The organism is Acinetobacter sp. 148, from assembly GCF_031196675.1.
Taxonomy (GTDB): domain Bacteria; phylum Pseudomonadota; class Gammaproteobacteria; order Pseudomonadales; family Moraxellaceae; genus Acinetobacter; species Acinetobacter baumannii.
Genome location: NZ_JAVIMT010000021.1, coordinates 162,823 through 189,434 on the forward strand (window position 1 = coordinate 162,823; position 26,612 = coordinate 189,434).

The window sequence follows — 26,612 nt, forward strand, 5'->3', positions numbered from 1 at the left end:
GTTTTATTAAGAGCTCAATAAATATTACCCAGAGAGAATATAATCATGTCAAACGAATCAAAATGTCCTTTTTCAGGTCATAACTCAAAACCGCAAGTAACAGTCGGTGGTGGCACGGCTAATTTACACTGGTGGCCAAATCAATTACGTGTTGACTTACTTAATCAACATTCAGAACGCTCTAATCCGCTCGGTAAAGATTTTAATTACCGTCAAGAATTTAAAAAACTCGACTACTACGCACTTAAAGCCGATATCAAAAATGTATTAACCGATTCCCAAGACTGGTGGCCAGCCGACTGGGGAAATTATACGGGCTTATTTATCCGTTTAGCGTGGCATGCTGCCGGGACATATCGTATGGGCGATGGCCGTGGTGGTGCCGGTCGTGGTCAACAACGTTTTGCTCCATTAAATAGTTGGCCCGACAATGCAAGTTTAGATAAAGCACGCCGTTTACTATGGCCAGTTAAACAAAAATACGGTCAAAAAATATCTTGGGCCGATTTATTTATTCTTGCCGGGAACATCGCACTTGAGTCTTCTGGTTTCCGTACCTTTGGTTTTGGTGCCGGTCGTGAAGATGTTTGGGAACCAGACAACGATGTAAACTGGGGCGATGAAAAAGAATGGTTAGCTCATCGTAACTCTGAAGCATTGGCGGGCAGTAATCTTGCTGCAACCGAAATGGGCCTAATTTATGTGAACCCTGAAGGACCACAAGCGAGTGGTGACCCACGATCAGCAGCACCGTTTATTCGTGCCACTTTCGGCAACATGGCAATGGATGATGAAGAAATTGTTGCCTTGATTGCAGGCGGTCATACTTTAGGTAAAACTCACGGCGCTGCCCCTGCTGACCATGTACAAGCAGACCCAGAAGGTGCACCAATTGAACAAATGGGCTTTGGTTGGGCAAACAGCTATGGTACAGGTGTCGGTAAAGATGCGATCACTTCAGGTTTAGAAGTTATTTGGTCACAAACGCCAACACAATGGAGCAATTACTTCTTTGAAAACCTCTTCAAATACGAATGGGTACAAGAACGTTCACCTGCTGGCGCAATTCAATGGGTAGCAGCAGATGCTGAAGCCATTATTCCAGATCCTTTCGACCCATCAATTAAACGTAAGCCAACGATGCTTACTACAGATTTGACCTTACGTTTTGACCCTGAGTTTGAAAAGATCTCTCGTCGTTTCCTTAACGATCCACAAGCCTTTGCCAATGCTTTTGCTCGTGCTTGGTTTAAATTAACTCACCGTGATATGGGACCAAAAGCACGTTATTTAGGACCAGAAGTTCCTACTGAAGATTTAATTTGGCAAGATCCATTACCTGCTGCTAGCGCTACACCATCTTCTGCAAGCATTGCTGATGCAAAAGCAAAAATCGTTGCTCTAGGATTACCTGCTGGTGAGTTGGTTTCCCTTGCATGGGCATCTGCATCAACATTCCGTGGTGGAGATAAACGTGGTGGTGCAAACGGTGCACGTATTGCTTTATCACCACAACGTGAGTGGGAAGTAAACAAAAAAGCTGTTGAGACTTTAACTAAAATTGAAGAGCTCAAGGCATCAACCCAATTGTCATTGGCGGATTTAATCGTGTTAGCTGGTAATGTTGGTGTAGAGCAAGCTGCTCAAGCAGCAGGTTTCAATATTACCGTTCCGTTTGCCCCTGGTCGTGTTGACGCATTACAAAGTCAAACCGATGTTGAATCATTCCAGTTACTGCTCGGTCTTGCTGACGGTTTTAGAAATTGGAAAAAACAGGGAGTCAACACACCAGCTGAAGTCTTATTAATTGATAAAGCACAACAACTGACTTTGACTGCACCAGAGTTAACTGCATTGATTGGTGGTTTACGTGTACTAGGCACTAACTGGGATGGTTCTCAACATGGTGTCTTCACTCAGCAAGTTGGTGTACTCAGCACAGACTTCTTCACAAACTTACTCGACATGTCGAATGTATGGGCACCTGTTGATTCAACAAGTGAAGTATTTGAAGGTAAAGACCGTAAATCAGGCACAGTGAAATTTACCGCAACACGTAATGATTTAGTCTTTGGTTCGAATTCTATCTTACGTGCATTAGCCGAAGTTTATGCTCAGGCGGATGGTAAAGAAAAATTTGTTCAAGACTTTGTTGCTGCATGGACTAAAGTCATGAATCTTGACCGTTTTGACTTAGCTTAATTTAAGCCAAAATAATAAAAAGCCAGTTCAAATTGAACTGGCTTTTTTAATACAAAACAATGAATTTTAGACAGTCAATTTATGCCCTTCTCGAATGCAATAAAAAGGATTAGCAAGCTTTGATGAAGCTTTAATGGCTTGAGCTAATGCATGTTCAGGATCTTCACGCCCTTCATCCGTTAACTGAAAAGTTCGATAGTGAATTGCCACAGACCGATGTGCTTGTAAATCTAAATGTGCATGAACTGCATCTTGCGGATTCATATGAACATAGCTCATTAATTTACGGGGTTCATAAGCTCCGATTGGAAGTAAGGCCACACGCGGCGCGCCATAGCGCGTATGAATTTGTTTGAAGTGGCCCGCATAACCGGTATCACCCGCAAAAAAACAATGTCCTGTTTTCGCCAAAACCGAAAAACCGCCCCAAAGTGCCTTATTTTGGTCACGTAAACCCCGCCCCGAGCCATGCTGAGCAGGTGTATAAACAATTCTTAATTCGTGATAAGGAATTTCCTGCCACCAATCCATTTCAATTACATGGAATTCTTTAGGTAAGTAAAATCCGTTGCCAAGCCCTGTATAAATCGGCATAGCAAACTTCTTATGAAGCCACTCAAGCGTTGCTAAATCCATGTGGTCATAATGGTTATGGCTCAACAATACCCCGTGAATGGTAGGTAACTGCTCTAAAGCAAAACCCGCTGGGCATACACGACGTGGACCACGACCATGTAAAGGACTTGCGTAGTCACACCATACCGGATCGGTAATAAAGTTATAAGGTCCAATTTGAATGAGTACCGTAGCATGCCCTACAAACCAAACTTGCCAATCATCTAAATCCGCATGTGGACGGTTTTGTGGTAAAGCAATTGGTGTATTAATACGAACATCATATTCATTCTGAATATCAACATTCCAAGTATAAGACTCACGAGTGACTAACCAACGCAATAACTCTTTCGATCCTCGTGCAGGCGATCTAGGCTGCTGATTATAAAAACGGGTGTCATTTTCATGGCCCAGTTCAGGATGACAAAAAGGCGGTTTTATCCATGTATGCGTCCAACAGGACTGAGTCGGCAATTGATAAGTTAATGTCGGCTTGTCTTTCATGGGCTTATTCTATGGTTGTAGCATCAGGAGGATGAATCATTCAGTTTTCTATCTTAGCGATTTAAATAAATTAAGCTATGACACTTACACTTATTTATCATATAAATATCCCTTTTATTTTTGTCACAGCCGACATAGATCAATCTAAAGTGCCACAAAAAAATGTTTAGATGTGTTGAGTTTGTGATTCGTTAATTACTATTCTTATTAAAAGCTACTGTATAACATAACAATAGAATATAATAAGCAAAGACTTACAACAGAGGTGAGCTAATTTCTTTGTGGTTAATCTCTTATTTTTAAAACTGCTCAATTTTATCAATTTTGCTTCATATATAAACTATTAAACCAAGCAGCACATGCATTGAAAAAACTAAAAAAATATAGCAAGATGAACCGAAACATTTATTAACAAAATACTCCTTACACATTTTTTGTTAGAAATTAAGATTCTCAATTCTTAAATTAACAATACTTTTTTTCATAATATGAGAAAACTTTAAGTGAATTCCTGAAAAGTAATTTAAATTTCTTTTCTAAATTTAAAATCACTTTGGTTATGAATATGAATTAATATATTTTACAAATTAATAATTAAATAAAATTTCATATTAATTTCATAATGATTTATAAATTTTCATTTATTTTATAAATACCTAAAGCACCTTCACGCTATATAGTTTTATGCTTTATACTTTGCTTAAATCATAGTAAGACATTTTTTGGATTAGTCTTATGGAATTACGCCATCTTCGATATTTCATTACAGTTGCTGAAGAATTAAATTTTAGTAAGGCCGCTCTCAAACTCTATACTGCTCAACCCTCCCTTAGCCAACAAATTAAAGATTTAGAAGAAGATGTCGGGGTACGACTTTTAAACCGAACAAAACGTAAAGTTGAGTTAACAGAAGAAGGTGAAGTATTTTTAGAGCATGCCCGTTTAACGCTTGCTCAAGCTGATAAAGCAGTAGCGATGGCCCGCCAAGTCTCAAAGGCTAAACAACAATTATTACGTATCGGTTTCGTCCCCATCGCAGAAATGAAAATTTTTCCATACGTACTTCCAAATCTGCGCTTACAACACCCTGACCTCACCATTGAATTATCAAGTTTAAATAACGCTGAGCAACTCAAAGCCTTAAAAAGAGGTGAACTCGACATCACGTTTACCCGTGATAATACTGAAAATGATGAAATCCAAAGCCAATTTGTCTTAACAGAACCTTTAATTTTTTTATTACCAAGAAACCATCCACTTGCGAAATATGACCGTATTCCGGTCAAAGCTTTGCATGGTATTGATTTTATTATTCCGGCAGCTGAACAATCTAATACACTACACAATACAATTTTAGAGTTTACTAAAACTCATGGTATTGACCTCAATATTGTACAAAAGGCCGATAGCATTTTACTTAATATAAACTCTATTGGTTCAGGCTTAGGTTGTACTATTTTACCTGCCTATGTCGCGCCTTTAGGGGTTTCTAACACTGTAGTTCGCCCTCTAGATGTCGAATTACCTTCTTTAGATTTATTTGTTAGTTATCGTAAAAATACAGAGTCAGTCGGTGTAAAAAGATTTATTGATCAACTCAACAAAGTATTTCATCTTGATAAAAATCTAGATTAAGCACTTTAGGTATATTTACGCTTATTATTAAATAATAAATGAGTTAGAAAATTTAAATGCATGTATAAAAAAATGAAATTAAAATTTATTTAATATCTTTTATCGATTAATTAATTTGAGATAATTTTTATTATATTTTAGATTGTCACACTTAATAAAAACAAAAATGACGATCTAAAGTATAAAGGTTATATAAAACTTAATGTTAAATTAACCAAACAGTAAAAAATATATTTAAGATAACAGCAAGGAGAGTTAACAAGATGGTTGGACTATTTCAGCATTTAGGACGTAGTGTACAAAACCGCCCTCACTTCTTTATTGCTTTAATTTTTGGAGTGGTTGTTGCAAGTTTATTGGCATGGCTCACTTCATGGAAATGGTCTACCATTTTATTAGCAAGCTGGAATGGCTCAATCAGTTTATATTTACTCCATGTCTGGAAACTGATGAGAAGTGCCGACCATTCACAAATGCAACAGCAAGCCAAAAAACAGGACGAAAGTAAATGGGTCATTATGCTCATTGTTTTATTGGCCATCACAATGAGTCTAGTTGCGATTTTGGTACAACTTTCCCAGCTCCCTTCTGGGCATTATGAAAAGTTAGGACATGTAGCGTTAGCTTTACTCACCATTATTTCAGCATGGCTTTTCATGCATACTGTTTTCGCTTTGCATTATGCCCATGACTTTTATATGGCTCTATCCAGAAATGAAGAGAACGGTGGGTTAGACTTCCCGGGTACCGAACATCCGACCTACCCTGACTTCTTATATTTTAGCTATATCATTGGCACCTCAGCACAAACCGCCGATGTTTCAATTACCAACAAACATATGCGTCTTTTAAACTTATTTCATGCTGTATTATCTTTTGGCTTCAACACGACCATTTTAGCGATTTGTATTAACGTTGCTGCTGGCTTTCTTACCAATTAAGACCTTTATTTAAAAACAAAAAAGCCCCATTTTGGGGGCTTTTAAGAATAATTATACTTACAACAGTTGGCCCATACTGCTTTGTTTTAAGCCTTCGCGCTGTTTGATCGTTTCAACATAACGTGTAATGGCTGGGTGCGATTCAATCGTTTTCATTTTTAATTGCCATAATAGCATGGCTCCAACACTTACATCTGCGGCGGTAAATTGTTCACCACATACATACGGATTTGCTTCACTCATTCCTTGAACTAAAGCTTGATAAGCATCGTTATAATCACCATAACCCACAAACATTTTTTGCTCAGGTGCGATTTCTATTCCTAAAGCTTTATCGACACCAGCAGCTTCCCAAGGACCCGCCATCATAAAAAGCCAACGATAGTACAAACCACGTTTCGGATCATCTAAAGCAGGTGCCAAACCTTTGTCACTAAATTTGTCTGCCAGATATGCACAAATTGCACCTAATTCATAAATAACGACATCGCCATCTACCAATACAGGCACTTTCCCAAACGGATTAAGCTTTAAATATTCGGGTGATTTCATCTCGGTTCGATATGCTACTTCAATACGTTCACATTCCACGCCAAGCTCATCCAAAAGCCAGTCTATAACGACACCACGCGATTCATTGTTAGTATAAAGTTTAAGACTCATTCTTATTGCTCCTTGTTTATCGTGATTCCTAGTCTACAAATACCTTTTGTCAGTTTTTGTCAGTAGTCCTTTGCATTTCTTGTTTCCACCATCTTTGAAACAGATGTTTTTTAAATTCAGGATATATTTCCTCACTTATTTGCAAGTTATGAATACGATCTATCCGAAAATGGCGAAAGGCCTGCCGTAATTCACACCAAGCAGCAAGTACAACTTTGTCATGTAAATACCCTAAAGCAAAAGGCCAAAGAGAACGTTGACTTATACGCTTGTGTTCATCGCAATAATCGACTTTGATCTTTACTTGTTTACGAATCGCTAAACGTACTTGTTCTACTAAAGCTTCATCAACCGGGTGCCAGTAATGTGTAACACCTAGCGTCATGTCATCGATCAAATATTTCCGGTGCTCTGGTAAAACCGCATAAAGTTTAGAATAGATTGAAACAGCTGCCGATTTCATTGCCTGATCTGGAACGTCTTTCAACCACTCTAAAGCTAAAAATAGAGCCTCGGCTTCATTCTCATTAAAAGTAACCGGTGGTAATAAAATGTCTTCTTTAAGCTGAAACCCCAAACCTGCCGATGCATCTATTCTGACACCTTGAGCACGTAAACTATCAATATCACGGTAAATGCTGCGAATACTAATTCCCAAGCGTTCAGCCAAGACTTGAGCAGTAACGGGATAACGAGATTCACGGAGTTGCTGTAAAAGATTTAATAGACGAATAGAGCGGCTCATTTTTTCTCTTCTTATTGTTCTTTAGTTTTAAAAATAAGGAGGAATAAATTCCTCCTTCTTACATCATTTTAAATTATGCTACGTCTACAGTAGATAACTTTGCATACTCTCTTAAAAAGTTGTGCAGCTCAGGTACATCTTTAGCAATGGTTAAAGGTTGGAACTGTTGTAGAACTTCGACCGAGTGCACTCCATAGCCCACCCCAATACGAGGCATACCTAAACGCTGAGCCATTTCAAGGTCATAACTACTATCACCAATCATAACTGCCTGTTCGACACTTACTCCAGTTACAGTCAAGATTTCTTGTAACATGAGCGGATCTGGTTTTGAACGGGTTTCATTGGCTGCTCGAGTAACATCAAACAGATGAGTACTCTGTGTTTTTGCAATCACACGGTCTAATCCACGACGGTTTTTACCCGTCGCAACTGCAAGTTTTAAACCTTGAGCTTTTAAGTCATGAAGTAGTTCAGAAATACCTTCAAACCATGCATCATTTGTCGAGTTGGCAATATAGTGATCGCCATATGCTTTTAAAATCGAATCATGCAAATCAGGTACTTCTGGAAATAAGGTCTGCATCACTTCCGGCAAACCTAAACCGATAATACTCTTTGCGGCTTCATCACTCAGAGTTAACTTATGCTCTTCTGCCGCATGCTGTAAACTTGCCACAATCTGACCAACAGAATTATATAAAGTACCATCCCAGTCAAAAATCACTAATTCGGTTTTCAGACTCATTTTGCTACTCTCAAAGCCTCTAATAACTGGGTCATGTCTTCTGGCAACGGTGCTTCAATCGTTGGGTAACCCGGAATATCCAAACGCATGGCATGTAAACACAAACGGCGTGCTTCAGGCCCCGTATATGCAGTGTTGTGCCCATATTTATCATCGCCCACCAACGGATGTCCAATACTTAAACCATGTACACGAATTTGATGGGTACGCCCTGATAAAGGAGATGCATGAACTAAAGTGGCATTTTTAAAGCGCTCTGCAACTACCCATTCGGTTTTACTTGGCTTACCTTCTTTAGATACACGTACACGACGTTCGCCATTGGCTAACTCATAACGAAATAAAGGAGCATCAATGAGCTGTTTATCAAGACTCACTTGACCTTTTACAATCGCTGCATAGGTCTTACGAATTTTGTGTTCACGCAACATATCTTGTAGCATTTTTAAAGTGCTACGCTTCTTACTAATCATAACTAGGCCAGAAGTATCGCGGTCAATACGGTGAATCAGTTCTAAATACTTTTTACCTGTTGCCGCGCGTAGTGCCTCAATCAAACCATAAGCTACGCCACTACCGCCATGTACAGCAATACCTGATGGTTTATTTACAACTAATAGTCCTTCATCTTCATAGACCACACGGCTTAATAAACCTTGAGCCACACTGTCGCTTACAGGAACAGCAGTTTCATCTTTTTGTTCATAGCGAATAGGCGCAACACGAATCTGGTCTCCAATTGCAAGTTTGGTCTCGGCTTTAATACGTTTTTTATTCACGCGAACCTGACCTTCACGAATCAAACGATAAATTCGACTCTTTGGCACACCCTTTAAACGTGAAAACAGGAAATTATCGATTCGTTGTCCTGCTTGATGCTCATCCACCTCAAACCAAGTGACACTTTGCCATTGCTGTGTAGAATTCATACTAATATTTAAACCTGAAATTTTACGAAATTTGATTAATAAATGACCGATTAGCTTAGTTTTTTCACAAGAAATCTAAGCTTAGCCCATAGGCAGATGCTGCAAGGTTTGATATAGTCAGCGCACGGATACCACCGTAAGTGAACATCTAAAGGGAAATTTCCCTGATTGAAACCTCAATCAAAATGATGCTTTCATCACCAGCTCGGACAGGTCCTAAAGAATTATGCCGACGCCGAAGGCTTATTATATCGGCAAAATGACAAACTGTTGCGTTTAATTCAGTTTGTTCAAAAAAATATGTTACCAACTCTAGTTGGTTATGGAACGTAAACTGATACACATCAGACAAATCGCTCCTTAATGTTGCCTTCAGGCTAAAGCGTTGATGCATTGGAACTGCCGAAAGCACCGATACGATGAGCATTCCGTATCAAACTTCCAATAAAGAAGTCACTTCGCGCCCAATGACAGTGAAAGTCATTAACCAATGCACCGCTCACCCGCCAGTGAAGCAAAAAGGAATTCCGATTTAAAGGTTGAAGCAGTATTGCCTACATCACAGACGAGAATCGAAGCTAAGGCTAAATGTAGCCGGTAACAGATGACTCAGACCACAAGTATTTTGAGATCTGGGAAATGATCCGTCATGTTCGATGTTCGTTCAGAACCTTTAAGTTTGTTTGGTTTGTTTGTGTGAGTCACTATTAGGTGTCACACCCATGAAACGTATGTTGATTAATGCAACTCATGCCGAAGAAGTTCGCGTTGCACTTATCACTGGTAATCGTCTTTACGATTTTGATTTAGAGAATCGTACCCGAGAACAGAAAAAATCCAATATCTATAAAGGCCATGTCACCCGCGTAGAACCATCTTTAGAAGCTGTTTTTGTTGAATATGGCGCAGGTCGTCAAGGCTTCTTGTCTATGCGTGAAATTGCTAACAGCTATTTTCAGGCAGACCCACGTCAAACTTCAAACATTCGTGAACTTATTACTGAAGGCACAGAGCTTTTAGTTCAGGTTGAAAAAGAAGAACGTGGTAATAAAGGTGCAGCACTTTCTACGTTTATTTCCCTTGCAGGCCGTTATTTAGTTCTTATGCCAAATAACCCGAAAGGTGGTGGTATTAGCCGTCAAATTTCAGGTTCAGTACGTGAAGAATTAAAAGAAATTTTAGCTTCTTTAAATGTACCTCGTGGTATGAGCGTTATTGTTCGTACTGCTGGTATTGGGCGTACTCAAGAAGAATTACAGCTCGATTTACAACACTTGCTTGACCTATGGGCACAAATTCAAGGTACAGCGAGCTCAGGCCCTTCTCCGATGCTTGTTCATCAAGAAGCGGGTGTAGTAACACGTGCAATTCGTGATTACTTACGTGATGACGTTGCTGAAATCTTAATTGATAGCGAACAGGCTTATAACGAAGCATATAACTTTGTTAAAGCAGTGATGCCTCGCCAATTAGACAAATTAAAAACTTATACTTTAAACGAGCCATTGTTTGCTCATTTTGGTATTGAAAGCCAAATTCAAACTGCTTACGAGCGTGAAGTAAAACTTCCTTCTGGCGGTTCAATTGTGATTGACCAGACTGAAGCTTTAGTTTCAATCGATATTAACTCTGCGAAATCGACTCGTGGACATGATGTTGAAGAAACTGCACTGAATACTAACCTTGAAGCAGCAGAAGAAATTGCTCGTCAGCTTCGTTTACGTGACATTGGCGGTTTAGTTGTTATCGACTTCATCGATATGACTAAAGAACGCAATCAACGTATGGTTGAAGCAAAACTTCGTGAAGCAACACAAAGCGATCGTGCCCGTATCCAGTTCGGTCAATTGTCTCGTTTTGGCTTAATGGAAATGAGCCGCCAACGCTTACGTCCATCGCTTGAAGAAGCAACAGGTTATGTATGCCCTCGCTGTCATGGTACAGGCATGGTTCGTGACTTACGTTCGCTTTCCCTTTCAATTATGCGTAAAGTTGAAGAGATTGCACTTCGTGAACGTCATGGTGAAGTTCAGGTTGAAGTTCCAGTTGAAATTGCAGCCTTCTTGCTTAATGAAAAACGCCATAGTCTGGTGTATTTAGAGCAAACTTCTGGTGTACGTGTAACTGTATTACCACACCCGCACTTAGAAACTCCACATTACGAAATTGCATATAACCCAGATGGCTTTGCTCCATCTAGCTATGAACGTACAGAAGCAACCCGTTCTAGCGAGAAAGAGTTAGGTTATGAGTCTTCTGAATGGCATTTAGAAGAAGCAGATCATGGCCATGCTCATGTAACTGCTACAGCTTCAACTCATGCTGCGGCTCAGAAAAAAGCAAATCATGCAACTCAACCTGTAGCACAACCTTCTGCTCAAAAAGCAGCAAGCCCATGTGCATGGTTAGAAAACCTGTTTGTTCAAAAACAAGCGCAAACAGTTGATCAATCTCGTTCAGCACAAAATGCTGCTGCTGCGATTGAGCAAATGGTGAATACAGGCGCAGTAAGCCGCGGACAGTTCGGTCAAGTAGCCGTACCTGCTGTTGCAGAAGTTGCGCCAGTTCAATCAAATAACGCTTATATTTCACAGTCACCTGTGAAACAAGACGTTCGTGAACATGTTGAAAAAGATGATAAATCTCAGCAACAACGTCAGAACAACAAAAAGCGTAAACATAAAGAGCAACGTGAACAACATCACCAATCACATGAACAGCAACATCAAGTTCATGAAGAAGTGGTTCAATTGTCACGCCAAGAACAACGTGAGTTAAAACGTCAGCAAAAACGTCAACAGCAGCAAGATCAGCAACATCAAAATAATGATGTACAACACACTGAAAATGCTGTGCCACGTCGTGACCGTAATAATCAACAACGTCCAAACCGTCCAAATCGCCACCGCGATCCAAGTGTATTAAATGAAAATCAAAATACACCGGTTGTTGTTGATGAAAAACAAATTAAGGTTGATGTGATTGATGCACCTAAGCATGATGTCATGAACACTGCTTTAATCATCAATGTTGATCAAGGTCAAAGTGAGATTGTTGCACTTACACCTGAGCGTCGTCACGTTGAGCGAGTTGAAACGACTTCTACTGAAGTTGCTCAAGAGCCAACTCCAGCTCCTGTTGTAGCCGAGAAAGCTGTTGTAGTTGAAACCAAAGAAGAAGCTCAGCCAAGCCAAGAAGCTGCTCAGCCACAAATCAAACGTGCTAGCAATGACCCTCGTATGCGTCGTCGTCAGCAACGTGAGGCTAAACACGCTAAGGCAGCTGCGCCATCTATTGCGCCATCGCAAATTCCAACTTTGGCACAACACACAATCGGTAGTTTAATCCGTCATGTGTATGGTGAAGATTGCACCGTATTGATTGAACAATTTGGTCTAGTCCCAACGTTTAATCGTGCTTTGCAGAAATTTGCAGAACAGTACGCAAGTACGTTAGTGGTTGAAGTTTCTGCTGAAACAGAAGAGAAAAAGCCGGTAACTCGTGATGCAGAACTTCCAAGCCACAAACCGGCTGAAGAAGCAGAACCTGCACCAGTACTTCCGCTTACTCCGCCGCAAGCACCAGCTCCACGTGTTGCAAATGACCCGCGTGAGCGCCGTCGTTTAGCAAAACTTGCTGCGGAACAAGCATTTGAGCAAGTGAAACAACAACATTCTGCTCAAGAAGAAGTTGCTACTCCTGCTCCTTTAGCAGAAGAAACCGTTGCTGCTCCAACTGCTGAAACACAAGCAACAGTTGAACCAGCACAGCAACCGCTTGAACTTAATCAGTCAACTGAAGTCGTACAACCTGAAGCTGCTCCTGCAGAGGAAAAAGCTACAGAAGAAACAGTAGCTGAAGCTCCTGCGGCAAAGGAACCTGCGCCATCAAAAGCAGCAAGCAAAGCGAAAGCAGCGGCTGAAGAAACAGTAGCTCCGACTGAAGCAACAACTGATGCCGAATCAGAAGACGTTAAGGCAGATAAGGACAAACCGAGCCGCCCTCGTCGCCCTCGTGGCCGTCCGCCAAAAAAAGCTAATCCTGTAGCTGAGTAAGCCATTTGCTCAATTGCAGCTAATTTAAACAAACCTAGTCATTTCGATGACTAGGTTTTTTTTGTTATTTTTAGCCAATTAGGTTGATTGCACTAGAAGAAAAGTTTTAAAAGCATGGTGAACCATGAAAACTATTGGACTTTTTGCCCACACAACCTTTTTGGATTGATCGAAAAATAAATAGGATTGATATGAGCCAGACAACACAGACCGATATCATTACGCTTGGTGATGTTGCCACAAGACTTCCTAGCTTCATTCCCAAAGTACCCCATATCCTAAATGGTCTTAAACAGGCTTATTTAAGAACATCAAATACTCCAACAGGTTTGGGTATTGCTTTTGAAAAAGCTGTTAAAAGAAATCCGAAAGGCACGGCATTATTATTTGAAGATCAAAGTTATTCTTATGAAGCTTTAAATGAATGGGCAAACCAGATTTCCCATTACTACCTTTCTCTCGGAGCGCGTAAAGGGGACGTCATTGCTGTAATGATTGAAAACCGCTCTGAGCTGATTGCAACAATTGTTGGTTTAGCCAAAATTGGTGTGACAATTGCACTTGTAAATACATCTCAAGTCGGTAAGGTTCTCGCTCATAGCATCAATCTTGTAAAACCTATTGCCGTTATTGCTGGTGAAGAAGTCCGAGTTGCTATTGATGAAATTCGTCAAGACTTAAATGTACCTAAAGACCGCTTCCACTGGTTCGCAGATCAGGCAACACGTCAAAACTCGGGTACAGCGCCTGAAGGCTATGTCAATCTTGCGGACCAAATTGATCAATTTCCAAAATTCAATCCGTCTACTACCCGTTCTGTCACTGGTAACGATGGTCTGTTCTATATCTACACATCAGGTACAACAGGTTTACCAAAGGCGGTTATTTTCAAACACAGTCGCTGGACATTAGCGTATGGTACTTATGGCCATATCTTAAACTTAGGCCCAGATGACGTTATGTACGTAACCTTACCGCTTTACCATGCAACAGGCGTGGTGGTTTGCTGGTGTGGTGTTATCGCGGGCAGTGCAACACTTGCGATTCGACGTAAATATTCAACTAGCGCATTCTGGAAAGATGTTCAAAAATTTAATGCATCTGCCATTGGGTATGTTGGTGAACTTTGCCGCTACTTGATGGATGCTCCTGTCACCGAGCTTGACCGCAACCATCGTGTAACCAAAATGATTGGTAATGGTATGCGCCCAAATATCTGGGACAAGTTCAAACAACGCTTTGGTGTTAAAGAAGTACTTGAGCTTTATGCATCGAGTGAAGGCAATGTTGGATTTAGTAATATTTTCAACTTTGACAATACGGTAGGCTTCTCTCCTACTCCATATGCCATTATCCAGTTCGATAAAGAGAAAAACGAACCAATACGCGATAAAAATGGCTGGTGCCAGAAAGTAAAAGCAGGTGAAGTTGGCCTACTTATCGGGAAAATTACCAGCCGCTCGCCATTTGATGGCTACACCGACCCTGAAAAGAACAAGTCTGTGATCTGGAAAGATGTCTTCAAGAAAGGCGATTCTTATTTCAACACAGGTGATTTGGTCCGTGACATCGGCTTCCGTCATGCACAGTTCGTTGACCGTCTAGGTGATACTTTCCGATGGAAAGGTGAAAACGTATCAACGACTGAAGTTGAAAACATGGTATGCGAATACGACAAAATTGCCGAAGCTGTCGTTTATGGGGTAGAAATTCCAAATACTAATGGCCGTGCCGGTATGGCAGCGATCACTCTCGCAGATGGTGAAGAGCTAAATGATGCTGATTTAACCGAAATGGTGACCGTATTTAAGAAATGTTTACCTACCTATGCAGTACCTGTATTTTTACGTGTACAAAAAAAGGTCGAAACAACAGGTACATTTAAATATCAGAAGAATAAACTGAAGGAAGAAGCGTTTAATCCAAGCAAAACTTCTGAACGTTTACTCGCTTTATTACCTGGTGCAAGCAGTTATTGTGATATCACAACTGAAATTTTTGACAATATTCAGGCGTATAAATACCGTTTTTAGTTTATTTTTTAGCTAAACAAGAGGAAATCGTGCTTTTTATAAGCAATCATGCAAATGTTTTTAAATTTCCTCTTGTGTTAGTTGAATAACTTGCTAAAATACGCGACATCAAAACGATACAGTGTTTAGAAGTGTTACTTCTCTCTGAGTCAGTTCGAGTTTGAATGCTAAAGAAAATTATAGATTTTCTCCTGCATCCAAGTAAAACAAGGTTTTACTTAATTCTCGCTCAGGGTCGTTAGCTCAGTTGGTAGAGCAGCGGACTTTTAATCCGTTGGTCCCGCGTTCGAGTCGCGGACGACCCACCACTTATTAGTTTTGAACCTATTTGGGTCGTTAGCTCAGTTGGTAGAGCAGCGGACTTTTAATCCGTTGGTCCCGCGTTCGAGTCGCGGACGACCCACCAAATTCTAAAAAGCCTCTCAGTTCGGGAGGCTTTTTTTATTGTTATCCTATTTTCTTTTTATGACTAAAAGATGACGATACATTTGCGATTTAAAACTTCCCCCACCCAATTCATAAAAACTTCTAGTCGCTTTGGAATATAACTCCTGTTGGGATACAAAATATTAAGTGGAAGCGATGGTGCACTGTAAGCACTCAGTACCTCAACTAAAATCCCCTGTTCAATTTTATCCTGAACATCATAATAAGGAAGTTGAATAATTCCCAAACCTGCACAAGCGGCGGCGATATAGGCCTCGGTATTGTTCACACTTAAAGCACTATCCATCATCACAGTTCCACCTTGATATATAAATTCTCCCTGCTTTTCTCCTACAGCTCCTGCGTAATTAATTAATTTATGCTGTTCAAGATCATTTAACTGCTCAGGAACACCATAATCTTGTAAATATTGCGTGCTGGCACAATTCACCATCACCAAATGACCAATAAATCTTGCAATTAAACTACTGTTATCTAGCTCTCCTACCCGAACAACACAGTCAATTCCCTTTTCAATTAAGTCAGTCAGGTCATCAGAACTATTGAGCTGTAAATGAATATCCGGATAACGATGATAAAAATCAGGCAGCTCAGGAATAATCACTTGATGCACAATCCGGCTAGGCATCGAAATTTTTAATGTGCCACGGTAATGCTGTTTTTGTGTCTGGATCAACTGTTCTAATTGTTCATAATCAAACAACAGGTTTTGGCATTCTGGCAATATTCGTTGGCCATCTTGAGTAAGACTGACTTTACGGGTAGTACGATGAAATAAGCGTACTCCATAGTGAGTTTCTAACTGTTGAATGGCACTCGTCACTGTCGAGCGAGGTAGATCAACCTGATTTGCTACTTCACTAAAGCTTTGTCGTTTAGCGACTTCTGTAAAAATATAAAATTGCTGCAACCGATCCATTTTAATTGTTCGTATTTTCTGAATAGTTAAACCAAACTAGCATAATTGATCACAAATTACTGCCAATCTAGACTTAAAAACGCTAAAACAATTCATCATAGGAACAATCATCATGACAACTCATAGCCTCAAAGATAAAGTTGTATTGATTACTGGCGGTGCTAAAAACCTAGGCGGACTTATTAGTCGTAAATTTGCAGAACAGGGTGCAAAACTCGCAATTCATTATAATAGTTCGGAAACTCAGGCAGATGCAGAGCAGACCTTAGCAGATGTTAAAGCATTGGGTGCAGATGCAATTCTAATTCAGGCAGATCTAACTCATATTGAAAATATTGAAAAACTGTTTATAGATACGAAACAACATTTTGGTGGTATCGATATTGCGATTAATACCGTCGGAAAAGTCCTTAAAAAACCGTTTTTAGAAACCACCGAACAAGAGTTTGATAACATGAGTGATATCAACTCAAAAATTGCCTATTTCTTTATTCAATCGGCAGGTCGACATTTAAATAACGGCGGAAAAATCTGTTCAATCGTAACTTCTCTTCTTGCTGCTTACACAGGGTTCTATTCAACCTATGAAGGTTTAAAAGCACCTGTTGAGCATTACACCCGCGCTGCATCGAAAGAATTTGGAGATCGCCAAATTTCTGTGACTGCTGTTGCACCGGGACCAATGGACACACCATTCTTTTATGGTCAAGAGTCTGCCGAAGCAGTCGCTTACCATAAATCAGCTTCAGCTTTAGGTGGACTTACTAAAATTGAAGATATTGAGCCATTAGTCCGTTTCTTAGTCACCGACGGTTGGTGGATTACAGGTCAGACGATTTTCGCAAATGGTGGTTATACTACCCGCTAAAATTAAAAAAGCCGCATCTCATCGTGCGGCTTTTTCTTTATAATGCTTTGATTATAATAACTCTTCGAGTACCGAGTTTAAGAAAATATGCCCCTGCTCTGTACAAGCCAAACGACCGCTATCCTCTACTAGTAACTTTCTAGCTCGTAATGAAGTGAGTATCTTATTTAAATGATCTAAGCTTAAGCCTGTACGCTGCTCATATAGCTTAGCTTTTACTCCATCATTTAAACGTAAAGCGTTCATCATAAACTCAAAAGGTAGTTCATCTGCTTCAATCTTTTTCATTTGCAAATGTTCGGCTGGAACCTTAGCCAAATAGTCTTTCGGTAAACGAGTCTTTTGGAAACGATATACTCCATCTGGTCGGGTTACTTTGCCATGTGCACCTGCGCCAATTGCAAGGTAATCACCAAACTGCCAATAATTTAAATTATGAGCTGAAGGCTGCTCTTTACGCCAAGCTGACACTTCATAATTGATAAAGCCATTTGCTTTTAGATAGGCTTCACCTTGCTCTTGAATATCTTCTAACACTTCATCTTGAGGTAAAACAGGCTGTGTTCGGAAAAACACAGTATTTGGCTCAATGGTCAGTTGATACCAACTGATATGTGTCGCACCCTGCTCTACAGCCGTCTTTAAATCATAAAGTGCTTGCTCTAGTGTTTGTTCTGGCAAGCCATGCATCAAATCGACATTAACTCGCTTAAAGCCTGCTTGTCTTGCTTGCTCAATTGCATCCATAGCATTGTTTGCTGAATGAATACGCCCAAGCTTTTGCAAGTGATCGGTATTAAAAGTCTGTACACCAATCGATAAACGATTAATTCCTGCTTCTAAATAGCCTGCAAACGGGTCATGTTCTAGTGTTCCCGGATTAGCTTCTAAAGTAATTTCACAGTCATCTTCAAAGTTAAGCAGCGATTTAAGCTGTTCAAATAGCCATGCATAACCTTTAGCAGAAATGAGTGAAGGTGTTCCACCACCAATAAATACACTGTGAATTGAACGTCCTTGTGCCATCTCGACTTGAGTTTCAAAGTCGGCCACCAATGCTTTTAAATAAGTTTGCTCGAGTTCTGCCGAAAGCGCACCATCAGGCGCCGCATGTGAGTTAAAGTCGCAATAGGGACATTTACGCACGCACCAAGGCATGTGGATATATAAAGATAAAGGAACAGAAGCAGGATTTAATACGGCCAAGGAACAGGGTCCAATTTACACAATATTTCTATTTTAACATGACTGCATCAATGGGCTTATGAAAACATACCTTAATTGCTTTAGACTGTTTTTAAATATACTTAAATATTGATAAAAATGATGAAATTCTCTAGTCAACTTTTCCTGATCTTACCATTAGCTATGGGAATCGGTGTTGCCATGGCTTTTCAGACTGCAATTAATGCTCAGCTTCGTGAGCAATTACACTCACCATTGCAAGCAGCATTGTTATCATTTTTCATAGGTACTATCGTCTTAGCCATTATGGTGTTCTTCCAAAGTGCCGAGAAACCGAGTTTAAGTGAAATATCCAATATTCCATGGCTTCTCTGGACCGGAGGATTCCTTGGGGTTTATGCAATTAGCATGAGCATTTATACTGCACCTAAGCTTGGTTTTTTAACCTTTACAGGGTTAGTCGTTTTTGGGCAATTGGTCATTTCTATGTTACTTGACCATTTTGGCTGGTTAGGTACCGAAAAGACACCTGTTACATGGCAACGGTTTCTAGGTGGAGTGGTCATCTTTGTTGGTGTATTACTTACCTTGCAACGCTAGTTTCATTTTTTATATTTATAAAGAGTACCTTTTGTGTCGAATGTCACGTCGTTTCGGTCTGAATTAAAACAACTCTTCCATTTAATGTTACCTATTTTAATTACGCAGTTTGCTCAAGCAGGGTTCGGGTTAATTGATACCATTATGGCTGGGCATTTATCTGCCGCAGACTTAGCCGCGATTGCGGTAGGTGTAGGCTTATGGATTCCAGTCATGCTCTTGTTCAGTGGCATCATGATTGCAACCACACCATTAGTTGCCGAAGCAAAAGGCGCTAGAAATACAGAGCAAATTCCAGTGATTGTCCGCCAATCATTATGGGTTGCAGTAATTCTAGGAGTATTGGCAATGCTCATTTTGCAGCTTATGCCATTTTTCTTACATGTGTTTGGCGTACCAGAAAGTTTACAGCCTAAAGCCAGTTTATTCTTACATGCAATTGGTTTGGGTATGCCCGCTGTAACCATGTATGCAGCGTTACGAGGCTATTCCGAAGCATTAGGCCATCCCCGCCCTGTCACGGTCATTAGCTTGTTGGCCTTAGTGGTTTTAATCCCGCTTAACATGATTTTTATGTATGGCTTAGGACCAATACCTGCTTTGGGTAGCGCAGGCTGTGGTTTTGCAACATCCATTTTACAGTGGCTGATGCTCATTACGTTAGCAGGCTATATTTATAAGGCTTCGGCTTATCGAAACACATCTATTTTTAGCAGATTCGATAAAATTAACCTGACTTGGGTTAAAAGAATTTTACAGCTTGGTCTGCCAATTGGTTTAGCTGTGTTTTTTGAAGTGAGTATTTTTAGTACAGGGGCATTGGTCCTTAGCCCTCTAGGAGAAGTCTTTATTGCCGCACACCAAGTAGCAATTTCAGTCACTTCGGTACTGTTTATGATTCCACTTTCTCTTGCCATTGCTTTAACCATTCGCGTGGGGATGTATTATGGCGAAAAGAACTGGGCTTCCATGTACCAAGTACAAAAAATTGGTCTAAGCACAGCAGTATTTTTTGCTCTATTGACCATGTCTTTTATTGCTCTAGGCCGTGAACAAATTGTCTCGGTTTATACTCAAGATATAAATGTTGTGCCGGTTGCCATGTATTTGCTCTGGTTTGCAATGGCATATCAATTAATGGATGCCCTACAAGTTAGCGCTGCCGGCTGTTTAAGAGGTATGCAAGATACTCAGGCACCGATGTGGATCACCTTAATGGCGTATTGGGTAATTGCTTTTCCAATTGGTCTTTATTTAGCGCGTTATACCGATTGGGGCGTAGCTGGTGTGTGGTTAGGTTTAATTATTGGTTTAAGTATTGCCTGTGTTTTATTGCTCTCACGACTCTATTTGAATACCAAACGTTTAAGTCAAACCTAATAAAAAAGCCGATGAAACATCGGCTTTTTTTATTTTATGCAGTCTTTGCCCGTGGGCTTGCTCCAATTTGCCAGACAAATGGTAAATCCGTACGGTTTACTTCCCAATCTCCAATTACTTTTTCTTTGTAAATAAGCGGATTATGTGAAGACACTGTCCGAGCATTACGCCAAAAACGGTCAAGTTGTTTCACTTGGCTGCTCGCCGATGCCCCTAAAGCATTAAATAACTGGCTTGTTAAATCGAGTACTAGATTAGAAATCACCACCTGCCCTTGTGCCGACTCAAGCTCGGCATCTACATTGAATTGATGCTCTTTCACTTCGGATTCGGCAAAATGGCTTTCATAGGCTTTTTGCAGTGCCTCAGCGGTTTTTAACGTAATTGCTTCACTTGCATACGCTTGAGCTGAGGCTTTGCCGACCACTTGTAAAACTTGTGGGTCGTGACGAACCAAGTCACCATTACCATGACTAAAAATACGTTTACGTTCACGAATTTCCTGACTAAACGTCTCAACCGCGGCACGCGCAATACCCGTTAAAGTTGCAAGATGCACCACCTGATAAAAAGCGGTCTGATATTTAAAACGTTGGTCAAATGGAATAAGGTGTGAAGCTGGCAAATGAACCTGATGTACTTTTAAAGTACCACTGCCCGTTGTCTTTTGACCAAAACCATCCCAGTCATCAATCACGCTCACCCCTGTTTCATGGCGGTAAATAGCAGCAATCACATGACGGTCATTTACTTCATCGTAAGCAAATAAATCAATCCAGTCTGCAAAGATACTACCGGTTGAATAGTACTTTTCACCATTTACCACCAAGTTACCCGAAGCGTCTTTGGTGACACGAGTAACGACATCGCCGATCTGTACGTTTCCAACTTCTGTCCATGCATTCCCGACTAAATCACCTTGTACAAAGCGCTGAAACCAGACTTCCTGAGAATGTTCTTTATGAGCAACCAAGCGATCTTCAACAAATGCAAAATGACCTCGTAGAGCTTGCACAATATTGGAGTCAGCTTCTGCTAACTCTGCCAAAAGCTGGAACAGTTGAGGTAATGAAACCCCATCTCCACCATATTTACGGGGTATTCGTACAGCGCCCAATTTGGCTTCTTTTAACCACTGAATCGGCTCAAAAGGCAAGATTCGCTCTTTTTCCCGTTGAATTGCACCTTGTGCAATTTTTTCGAAAATGGGAAGGAATCTGTTTGCAACCTTTTCGTAATCAGCACCGACCGACAGTTCTTCTAATTCAATTTGAGCTGTTGTCATCGTTATTCTCCTAATTTTGTTTTTTCTTTCAATTTAGCTCCATGCATGACGAGGTGGCTGAACCCCATTGAGATAATAGTTACCAACAATGTGATATTTCCAACGCACAGGGTCATGCAAAGTGTGGGTACGGGCATTGCGCCAGTGACGGTCAAGGTTGAGTTCAGATAAAGTAGAACGCGTACCCGATAACTCAAAAAGTTTATTGGCTGCCAAAATAGCAATTTCTGTGGTGAGTACTTTTGCCTCGGCAACCAATAGAGTGGCTTGGTTTACATGTTCTTCGGTGGTGTTGGCAATGGCCTGATCAATTGCATCTCCAGCCAAATCCAATACCGCTTCTGCTGCACGCAGTTTGATTTTTAGGTCACCAATATTTGCAATGGTGTAAGGGTCATCACTGGCTTTTTCCAGACCTGAATCAATCCATGCACGGCTATGATTTTTGACATATTGAATCGTTTCTTCAATTGCACCACGTGCAATACCGGCATCGACGGCAGCCTGAATAAACTGAGAAATAGCACCTGCTGGTGTTGGGCGCTCAAATGCTTGGTAAATCGGGACTAAATATTCTTCACGTACTGGAACCTGATTCAGCTCTACCGTGCCGCTAGCCGTGGTACGTTGTCCAAAACCAGACCAATCATTAATAATATTGACCCCAGATGTTTCACGTGGCACAAGTGCAGCATAAGGTTGTCCTTGTTCATTTATAGCAACAATTGGAATCCAATGTGCAAGCAAGGCACCCGTTGCAAAGAATTTCTTGCCGTTAATTTCATAACCGTGCTCGGTCTTTCGTAATGTGGTAGTGAGGTCCGCGACTGTCTTACTGTGTTTTTCGGAAAATGCATTGCCAAAACGAATTCCTCTTAACACCAAGTTAAAGAAGAACTGTTGCTGTTCAGGTTTCGCATCTAGTCTTAAATGTTCAATAAAAGCCAAGTGGTTTTGAGGCAACTGAGCAAGAGAAGGGTCAACACTCGCAATTGTTTTGATCACTTCCGCTAAAGTTCGATACTTGACTTGCGCCCCACCAAATTGCTTAGGTACTGTAATGGCCCACAAGCCACTTTGTGAGAACTGTTGAATTTCATTTAAGGGTAAACGGCGCTCTCTATCTCGATCTGATGCTTCTGTGGCAAACTCTTGAGCAAGTTGCTTGGCAACCACTATTGCCTCTTCATCAGAACGAATAATATGTGCGTCTTTCGACTGCTCGAATACAGATAAAGGAACCGCTTGAGAGCGCCCATAGGACGAATTTAGACTGGTCATAACTTTTATTGTCTCTATTTCTTATTTAACATGCCCTTCACCTTAGCACTAAAAAAACAGCGACTTTATAGATATTAAAGCTTTGTTTATGAAATGAATTTTCAATAGCTTTTCATATTTTTTACTATAAAAATAACATTTTGTTTTTCGAAAATTTTCTTACAGGAGATAAACAATTTCTTATAGGCTTTTTAAGTTTTGTCACCTATGATCAAACCTAGGCAATATTATGTTGTAGTCAATGAGGTATCGAAGATATGGCAAAGAATGCAAGTTCACCTGGCAAACGATTTATGAAACTTGCAGGAATGACCGCGAGCATTGCAACAAAAACCGTTTCTAACTCGATTCGAAACCTGACTGCGGATGAAGAACAGAAACTGGCTGCAAAAACAAAATTATTTCAAGATATCGGGCTTCAAATTGCAGACACCTTGGGAGAAATGAAAGGTGCGGTCATGAAGGTCGGGCAAATTGCATCGCAATATAAAGATATCTTCCCGCCCGAAGTCGCCAAAGCGATATCAAAACTACAACGCCAAGCTCCAGCTATGCCTTTTGCAGCGATTCAGCAACAAGTTGAACGTGAGCTTGGCAAGCCGTTGAATGTTGCCTTTAAATCTTTTGAACAAGAACCTTTTGCTGCTGCATCGATTGGGCAAGTTCACAAAGCTGTTCTGCCAAGTGGCGAACAAGTTGTGGTTAAGGTTCAATACCCTGGTGTTGATGAAGCCTGCGAAAGTGACTTAAAACAAGTACGTTTAGCACTTCGTTTAATGGGTGTTCTTAAAATTGATAAAAAGCTACAAGATCAGCTTTTTGCAGAGATTCAAGATAGTCTATCAGCAGAGCTTAACTATGAAATCGAAGCTCAAAATCTTGAAGTCTTTAAAACTTTTCATAGTAAATTAGACGACAAAATTATTATCCCGACTGTTTATAAAGATTACTCTTCAAGACGTATTTTAACCTTAAGCCTTGAACAAGGTGACAGCATTGAAACTGCTAGTTCTTGGCCTATCGAAATTCGAAACACAATTGGCCGTCGTCTAATCCGCGCTTTAGGTCAAGAAATGTTCTTTTTAAAACGTTTCCACTGTGACCCTCACCCAGGTAACTTTGCCTTCCGCCAAGATGGCAGTGTGATTATTTATGACTATGGCAGTGTTAAAACACTTTCCAATGAAATTGTGTATAGTTTCAAACGACTGGTGAATGCAGCTCGCCATGAAGATATCGATTTAATTGAAACAGAATTACTCGAACTACATTCACTAGCAGAAAAAGGTAAATTCCCGAGCGATCTTTATAAACTCTGGATTGAAGTGTTATTGCGCCCGCTTACCACAACCTATGATTTTGCAGAGAACTCATCACATCATGATGGCATGCTACTCGTGAAGAAATCTTTAAAATATTGGGATGTCTTTAAGCCTTCACCAGATACATTAATGGTCAATAGAACCATTTCAGGACACTACTGGAACCTCATTCACTTAAAAGTGCATGACAATCTTAACGATCTATTTGAAGAGCTTGTACCACTTTCTAACTAACTTAATTTACTTATCAATGTAGCCTTTTTAGGGTTACATTGACTTATTTAGTGTTATGTTATAACATTTCTTTAATCAAAAATAATTTAGGACAATCTCTCATGCGTAAAGATATTCATCCTGCTTACCAACAAGTGTTATTTCATGACACCAATGCAGACGTATACTTCTTAATTGGTAGTACTATTCAGACGAAACAAACCAAAGAATATCAAGGACAAGTCTATCCTTATGTGACTCTTGATATTTCAAGTGCTTCACATCCTTTCTATACAGGTGAAGTACGTCAAGCAAGTAATGAAGGGCGTGTTGCAAGCTTTAATAAACGCTTCGCTCGCTTTAATCGTAAGAGTTAATCTTACGTTAAGTTTTAACCAATACACTTAAACCATTGGAAGCCTAAGACTCATCTCCTCCACTTAGGCTTCTTTTTTTATGTACATTTTTCAATGATTTTCTAAGGTGTGTATAAAGTTAAACTTATCCACAATTTTCACAAGAACGCTTCTGATTTTTCTCAACAACTCATCATTTTTTATAGCTCTCAAGCTTTCAAAACATGTATTCAATGCTATGCTTAAGCCCCATTTGATAGGAAGTTTAAGATTATGGCACAAGAGTTACTTGCCCAATTACAAGCAGGCACAGCAAAATTTTCAGATGTTTTAGCTTATATTGAAGCACGCTACCAACATACTCCAACAGCTTTTCAAAATGGCGCACAGCATAACGCTGCAACTGAAAATCAAGGCAGTGCGAAAGTTTTCTCTTTTGCCAAGTTACAAGGTTTAGACCAAGCACAAACTTTAAGTTTATTTGCAGAGCACTACGCATCTGTATTAGCTACCCCAGAGGGAACTGACCACCAAAATATACGTCAGTTTATGCAAAATGGTTGGGATGGTGTGAAGTTTGAAGGTCAGGCTTTAACTGAAAAATAATAGATTTAAATAAATAATAGAAACGACTTAATTTTTATTATGAGCACTGCCTTAAATGGAAGTGATATCCAAATGATGGATTGTATAGGCTAAGCTTACTTTTCAAGGATGAAAAGTAACAAAAATCCTTTGTTGCGCTGATGCTACATCCATGTAGCACAGCGAAACGACGGCATCCATGCCGTCTGTCACGATAGTAAATGCCTTATTTTTCTTAATTATTTTATTAGCCTCTTACATTTGATACGCGATAACGTCATTCGCAGCCTGCGTAGTGTCAATAAAAGATTGTTTTTGCAAAGCATAAGATAAATGGATTCAGTGAACAGGTTCTGCGAATGACAGATGCCTTTGGTTACTTTGGGCAAAACCAAAGTAACTTAATTAGCTGCTTCCATTAGATAACTCAACGATAAGACTCCGTCGTGAAAATCCTACCCAACACTCAACTTCGATGAGCTCTCACAACTTGAAATCATGGTCAATTCTTAAATATAAAAACTCAATGCCCCGCTACCCAATAATAAGTCGCCAACCCCAAACACGTAAAAATTAACGACCCAATTAAATGAATAGAAATGGCCAACATTGCCATTCCCCACTTACCACTTTGCAATAAGGTGACGATCTCAATTGAGAAAGTTGAGAATGTAGTTAAAGCACCACAAAAACCGGTAATCACAAAAAGCTTATAGTTCAGACTCAAATCACTATGAGCAAAATAAGCCATCGCAAAACCAATAATAAAGCCACCGACCAAATTAACAGTAACCGTACCCAACGGAATTTGCGGATAAATCGGGTTCAGTTTTAAACCTAAAAACCAACGCAACCACGCCCCAAGAACTGAACCTAAGGCAATTGAAAGTAAAGGATAATACATAGAACCACCCCTTTAGTGAGATGCTAAAAGAGCAAACAAAAATGATGGGAAATGTGACATGGCGCACTCCAAAAATAAGCAGAGTACGCAATAACCTACGTACCCAGCGTTATAAATACATGAGGGTAACGTAGGCATCATTAGCCAATACGGCGGTTTTTCAAGGGAGGAATGCCATCTCCCTGTTTTAAGTATAT

21 protein-coding genes, 2 tRNA genes and 1 riboswitch are annotated in these 26,612 nt (G+C 40.2%); of the genes, 13 read left to right on the forward strand and 10 right to left on the reverse strand.

Going from position 1 to position 26,612, the window contains the following annotated elements; translation table 11 throughout:
• Positions 1-45: 45 nt before the first annotated feature.
• Positions 46-2,202, forward strand: coding sequence for a catalase/peroxidase HPI (gene katG, locus RFX69_RS04760; RefSeq protein WP_000064284.1), 2,157 nt, complete (start codon positions 46-48; stop codon positions 2,200-2,202).
• A 66-nt stretch (positions 2,203-2,268) separates the two neighbouring features.
• On the opposite strand, the gene RFX69_RS04765 is transcribed toward katG, so the two are convergent.
• A complete protein-coding gene (locus RFX69_RS04765) occupies positions 2,269-3,321 on the reverse strand; it encodes an MBL fold metallo-hydrolase (RefSeq protein WP_000653388.1) in 1,053 nt (350 codons plus the stop codon).
• A gap of 735 nt (positions 3,322-4,056) precedes the next feature.
• Between RFX69_RS04765 and hcaR the strand changes: the two genes are divergently transcribed.
• Together hcaR and RFX69_RS04775 are read left to right on the forward strand one after the other, a co-directional pair.
• Positions 4,057-4,956, forward strand: a complete 900-nt coding sequence (hcaR, locus tag RFX69_RS04770; protein ID WP_000423241.1) for a DNA-binding transcriptional regulator HcaR — start codon at positions 4,057-4,059, stop codon at positions 4,954-4,956.
• 263 nt (positions 4,957-5,219) lie between these two features.
• Positions 5,220-5,897, forward strand: coding sequence for a DUF1345 domain-containing protein (locus RFX69_RS04775; RefSeq protein ID WP_000232918.1), 678 nt, complete (start codon positions 5,220-5,222; stop codon positions 5,895-5,897).
• Positions 5,898-5,954: 57 nt separating this feature from the next.
• On the opposite strand, the gene RFX69_RS04780 is transcribed toward RFX69_RS04775, so the two are convergent.
• The 4 genes from RFX69_RS04780 to RFX69_RS04795 all read right to left on the reverse strand — a co-directional run bounded on the left by RFX69_RS04780 (position 5,955) and on the right by RFX69_RS04795 (position 8,982).
• Positions 5,955-6,560 (reverse strand): glutathione S-transferase family protein, encoded by a 606-nt coding sequence (locus RFX69_RS04780; RefSeq protein ID WP_289332622.1) that lies wholly within the window; start codon positions 6,558-6,560, stop codon positions 5,955-5,957.
• Positions 6,561-6,609: 49 nt separating this feature from the next.
• The gene (locus RFX69_RS04785; protein ID WP_272334260.1) at positions 6,610-7,305 is read right to left on the reverse strand and encodes a YafY family protein; all 696 of its coding nucleotides are present in this window, start codon (positions 7,303-7,305) and stop codon (positions 6,610-6,612) included.
• Positions 7,306-7,378: 73 nt separating this feature from the next.
• Positions 7,379-8,053, reverse strand: coding sequence for an HAD-IA family hydrolase (locus RFX69_RS04790; protein ID WP_000054121.1), 675 nt, complete (start codon positions 8,051-8,053; stop codon positions 7,379-7,381).
• Entirely contained in the window at positions 8,050-8,982 is a 933-nt protein-coding gene (locus RFX69_RS04795) for an RluA family pseudouridine synthase (RefSeq protein WP_001089414.1), read from the reverse strand. Before RFX69_RS04795 ends, RFX69_RS04790 begins: the two co-directional genes overlap by 4 nt.
• Positions 8,983-9,704: 722 nt before the next feature.
• Here RFX69_RS04795 and RFX69_RS04800 point away from each other — a divergent pair.
• The 4 genes from RFX69_RS04800 to RFX69_RS04815 all read left to right on the forward strand — a co-directional run bounded on the left by RFX69_RS04800 (position 9,705) and on the right by RFX69_RS04815 (position 15,476).
• Entirely contained in the window at positions 9,705-13,037 is a 3,333-nt protein-coding gene (locus tag RFX69_RS04800) for an Rne/Rng family ribonuclease (protein ID WP_289332623.1), read from the forward strand.
• Between the two features lie 191 nt (positions 13,038-13,228).
• Positions 13,229-15,070 (forward strand): long-chain-acyl-CoA synthetase, encoded by a 1,842-nt coding sequence (locus RFX69_RS04805; protein ID WP_271056052.1) that lies wholly within the window; start codon positions 13,229-13,231, stop codon positions 15,068-15,070.
• Between the two features lie 232 nt (positions 15,071-15,302).
• Positions 15,303-15,378: transfer RNA gene (locus tag RFX69_RS04810), tRNA-Lys, on the forward strand.
• Positions 15,379-15,400: 22 nt separating this feature from the next.
• Positions 15,401-15,476, forward strand: a tRNA-Lys gene (locus RFX69_RS04815).
• A gap of 63 nt (positions 15,477-15,539) precedes the next feature.
• On the opposite strand, the gene RFX69_RS04820 is transcribed toward RFX69_RS04815, so the two are convergent.
• Positions 15,540-16,436, reverse strand: a complete 897-nt coding sequence (locus RFX69_RS04820; protein WP_289332624.1) for a LysR family transcriptional regulator — start codon at positions 16,434-16,436, stop codon at positions 15,540-15,542.
• A gap of 112 nt (positions 16,437-16,548) precedes the next feature.
• On the opposite strand from RFX69_RS04820, the gene RFX69_RS04825 reads away from it, so the two are divergent.
• A complete protein-coding gene (locus RFX69_RS04825; RefSeq protein WP_004748401.1) occupies positions 16,549-17,304 on the forward strand; it encodes an SDR family oxidoreductase in 756 nt (251 codons plus the stop codon).
• A gap of 51 nt (positions 17,305-17,355) precedes the next feature.
• Here the strand turns inward: RFX69_RS04825 and hemW are convergent, their stop codons facing one another.
• Positions 17,356-18,510, reverse strand: a complete 1,155-nt coding sequence (gene hemW, locus RFX69_RS04830) for a radical SAM family heme chaperone HemW (protein WP_289332625.1) — start codon at positions 18,508-18,510, stop codon at positions 17,356-17,358.
• A gap of 117 nt (positions 18,511-18,627) precedes the next feature.
• On the opposite strand from hemW, the gene RFX69_RS04835 reads away from it, so the two are divergent.
• Together RFX69_RS04835 and abeM are read left to right on the forward strand one after the other, a co-directional pair.
• Positions 18,628-19,089 carry a DMT family transporter gene (locus RFX69_RS04835; RefSeq protein WP_001984522.1) on the forward strand — a complete coding sequence of 154 codons (462 nt, stop codon included), beginning with the start codon at positions 18,628-18,630 and terminating at the stop codon, positions 19,087-19,089.
• A 33-nt stretch (positions 19,090-19,122) separates the two neighbouring features.
• Positions 19,123-20,469: a multidrug efflux MATE transporter AbeM gene (gene abeM, locus RFX69_RS04840; RefSeq protein WP_289332626.1), complete on the forward strand. Its 1,347-nt coding sequence runs from the start codon at positions 19,123-19,125 to the stop codon at positions 20,467-20,469.
• 34 nt (positions 20,470-20,503) lie between these two features.
• Here the strand turns inward: abeM and RFX69_RS04845 are convergent, their stop codons facing one another.
• A complete protein-coding gene (locus RFX69_RS04845; protein ID WP_289332627.1) occupies positions 20,504-21,754 on the reverse strand; it encodes an acyl-CoA dehydrogenase family protein in 1,251 nt (416 codons plus the stop codon).
• Between the two features lie 33 nt (positions 21,755-21,787).
• The gene (locus RFX69_RS04850) at positions 21,788-23,035 is read right to left on the reverse strand and encodes an SfnB family sulfur acquisition oxidoreductase (protein WP_002058692.1); all 1,248 of its coding nucleotides are present in this window, start codon (positions 23,033-23,035) and stop codon (positions 21,788-21,790) included.
• Positions 23,036-23,292: 257 nt separating this feature from the next.
• Between RFX69_RS04850 and RFX69_RS04855 the strand changes: the two genes are divergently transcribed.
• The 3 genes from RFX69_RS04855 (at position 23,293) to RFX69_RS04865 (ending at position 25,532) form a co-directional block, all read left to right on the forward strand.
• Positions 23,293-24,591 (forward strand): AarF/ABC1/UbiB kinase family protein, encoded by a 1,299-nt coding sequence (locus tag RFX69_RS04855; RefSeq protein WP_001096917.1) that lies wholly within the window; start codon positions 23,293-23,295, stop codon positions 24,589-24,591.
• A gap of 101 nt (positions 24,592-24,692) precedes the next feature.
• A complete protein-coding gene (locus RFX69_RS04860; RefSeq protein WP_001224256.1) occupies positions 24,693-24,947 on the forward strand; it encodes a type B 50S ribosomal protein L31 in 255 nt (84 codons plus the stop codon).
• 252 nt (positions 24,948-25,199) lie between these two features.
• Positions 25,200-25,532 (forward strand): HopJ type III effector protein, encoded by a 333-nt coding sequence (locus RFX69_RS04865; protein WP_000046495.1) that lies wholly within the window; start codon positions 25,200-25,202, stop codon positions 25,530-25,532.
• Between the two features lie 502 nt (positions 25,533-26,034).
• Here RFX69_RS04865 and crcB read toward each other — a convergent pair.
• On the reverse strand, positions 26,035-26,415 hold the full coding sequence (gene crcB / locus RFX69_RS04870) for a fluoride efflux transporter CrcB (protein WP_289332628.1): 381 nt from the start codon (positions 26,413-26,415) through the stop codon (positions 26,035-26,037).
• A 124-nt stretch (positions 26,416-26,539) separates the two neighbouring features.
• Positions 26,540-26,606: riboswitch (Fluoride riboswitch) on the reverse strand.
• Positions 26,607-26,612 lie beyond the last annotated feature (6 nt).

Bases quoted from the DNA above. Each gene is read 5' to 3' on its own strand.
- RFX69_RS04785 (WP_272334260.1), bottom strand. From the start codon at position 7,305: ATGAGCCGCTCTATTCGTCTATTAAATCTTTTACAGCAACTCCGTGAA.
- RFX69_RS04825 (WP_004748401.1), top strand. From the start codon at position 16,549: ATGACAACTCATAGCCTCAAAGATAAAGTTGTATTGATTACTGGCGGT.
- RFX69_RS04780 (WP_289332622.1), bottom strand. From the start codon at position 6,560: ATGAGTCTTAAACTTTATACTAACAATGAATCGCGTGGTGTCGTTATA.
- RFX69_RS04855 (WP_001096917.1), top strand. From the start codon at position 23,293: ATGGCAAAGAATGCAAGTTCACCTGGCAAACGATTTATGAAACTTGCA.
- RFX69_RS04865 (WP_000046495.1), top strand. From the start codon at position 25,200: ATGGCACAAGAGTTACTTGCCCAATTACAAGCAGGCACAGCAAAATTT.
- RFX69_RS04845 (WP_289332627.1), bottom strand. From the start codon at position 21,754: ATGACAACAGCTCAAATTGAATTAGAAGAACTGTCGGTCGGTGCTGAT.
- RFX69_RS04820 (WP_289332624.1), bottom strand. From the start codon at position 16,436: ATGGATCGGTTGCAGCAATTTTATATTTTTACAGAAGTCGCTAAACGA.
- RFX69_RS04805 (WP_271056052.1), top strand. From the start codon at position 13,229: ATGAGCCAGACAACACAGACCGATATCATTACGCTTGGTGATGTTGCC.
- RFX69_RS04835 (WP_001984522.1), top strand. From the start codon at position 18,628: ATGATGAAATTCTCTAGTCAACTTTTCCTGATCTTACCATTAGCTATG.
- katG (WP_000064284.1), top strand. From the start codon at position 46: ATGTCAAACGAATCAAAATGTCCTTTTTCAGGTCATAACTCAAAACCG.
- RFX69_RS04790 (WP_000054121.1), bottom strand. From the start codon at position 8,053: ATGAGTCTGAAAACCGAATTAGTGATTTTTGACTGGGATGGTACTTTA.
- hcaR (WP_000423241.1), top strand. From the start codon at position 4,057: ATGGAATTACGCCATCTTCGATATTTCATTACAGTTGCTGAAGAATTA.
- crcB (WP_289332628.1), bottom strand. From the start codon at position 26,415: ATGTATTATCCTTTACTTTCAATTGCCTTAGGTTCAGTTCTTGGGGCG.
- RFX69_RS04795 (WP_001089414.1), bottom strand. From the start codon at position 8,982: ATGAATTCTACACAGCAATGGCAAAGTGTCACTTGGTTTGAGGTGGAT.
- RFX69_RS04775 (WP_000232918.1), top strand. From the start codon at position 5,220: ATGGTTGGACTATTTCAGCATTTAGGACGTAGTGTACAAAACCGCCCT.
- RFX69_RS04860 (WP_001224256.1), top strand. From the start codon at position 24,693: ATGCGTAAAGATATTCATCCTGCTTACCAACAAGTGTTATTTCATGAC.
- RFX69_RS04765 (WP_000653388.1), bottom strand. From the start codon at position 3,321: ATGAAAGACAAGCCGACATTAACTTATCAATTGCCGACTCAGTCCTGT.
- RFX69_RS04850 (WP_002058692.1), bottom strand. From the start codon at position 23,035: ATGACCAGTCTAAATTCGTCCTATGGGCGCTCTCAAGCGGTTCCTTTA.
- RFX69_RS04800 (WP_289332623.1), top strand. From the start codon at position 9,705: ATGAAACGTATGTTGATTAATGCAACTCATGCCGAAGAAGTTCGCGTT.